Genomic DNA, 1,528 nt, shown 5'->3' on the forward strand with positions numbered 1-1,528 from the left:
TTTGCAAGTGAGCTTTTATCCTTTCCAGCAAGAGTTTTTAATAAAGAATATGTCGCGTAATAATACCATTTTCCTAATTGAGCGATGTTTGATATATAACTATAATAATTTATGTATCCATTCATGATGGCTTTATAAGTTCTTATTATTTCTAGTTTCTCAAAACATATTAAGGATTTATCGTGGATAATTTTATTATTTTTATCTATCCATCCTAATTCTTTTGTTTTTTTCTCAATTAGTTTTTTTCCCATTTTAAGTTGTGGTTTTCCATTTAGACTGGATTTGGTTGAGTTTCTTTTAAGATTCTCTTTCGTTGGGTTTATTGATAACTCATATCCTAGGAATTCAATCCCTTTTTTCGTCTTTTGAATCTTCGATTTGTCGCTTGAAACTTTTAATTTCAATTTTCCTTCGATAAATTCAACTACCATTTTCTTAATTTGATGTGGTAATGTCTTACTTTGACAACTTATCCCAATAATGAAATCATCTGCATATCTCAAATATTCGATTCGAATTGGTTTTTGTTTACAACGTTGAGTTATTTCCAATTCTCTTCTTAATTTGTTGACTCTTTCCTTATCCTGTTCTTTTTTGGCTTTCTTAATATTCCTACATATTTTTTCATATACAGGATTCTTTTTTGTTTTCATGAACTTGGATAATTCCTTTTGGAGGTTTCCTATATATTTATCTAATTCATTTAAAACAATATTTGATAAAATAGGTGAAATAATTCCTCCTTGAGGTGTACCTTCTATGGTTTTTATGTATTGTCCTTGTTTCATGACTCCACTTTTTACCATTTTAGCAACTAGTCTTTTAACTTTGTATTTTGAGATGTCTTTGTCGATGATTTCGTATAACACTTTATGATTAACCGTATCAAAAAATTCTTTTAAATCGATTTTGATAAACCAATTAATCCCTTTAAATCTTTGTTGAAAGCGTTTTAGGCAATCGTGAGTTGATTTTCCAGGTCTGAATCCATAACTGAATTCAGAGAATTTCGGTTCATAATATGCTTCCAACTGTTTCCTTATTATCTCTTGGATCGTCCTATCCTTGATGGTAGGAATGCCTAAAGGTCTTAATTTGCCATTTGGTTTAGGAATTTCTATTCTTTTTACTGGTGAAGGTTCATATATTCCTTCTCTAACTTCTTTATTCCATTTTTGAAGTTTCTTTAAATCAACTCCATCAATAGTTTGGAAGTCTATCCCAGCTGTACCTGCTCCTTTATTGGTTGCCACTTTCTCAAAAGCTACATCGTAGTTTATGATATTATTGGTTAACCATTGATAAGTTCGCTTCGATACATTCTTGTTGTTTTTTGATTTCGTCTCTATTCTGTTTAAATGCGTAGTCAGTTTTGAAATTTTACTTTCATTTGATAGCATATAGCCACCGCCCTTCTACGTCTTTAAACTCGAAATATTATTTCCTCTTTCGCCCTATATCATGCTTTCTATGACTTCCTGGTTGGGCGATTATCTGAATTATTCCAAATTCAGTTTTACTCCAA

The 1,528-nt window shown here is 30.6% G+C and carries 1 protein-coding gene; it reads right to left on the minus strand.

Annotation, left to right across the window (positions count from 1 at the left end; all coding sequences use genetic code 11):
• On the minus strand, nt 1-1,403 hold a 1,403-nt coding region (locus tag KTO59_RS04230), incomplete at its 3' end, for a reverse transcriptase domain-containing protein (RefSeq protein WP_284928811.1).
• Nucleotides 1,404-1,528 lie beyond the last annotated feature (125 nt).

The organism is Candidatus Phytoplasma sp. AldY-WA1 (assembly GCF_020312115.2).
Lineage (GTDB): Bacteria > Bacillota_I > Bacilli_A > Acholeplasmatales > Acholeplasmataceae > Phytoplasma > Phytoplasma vitis.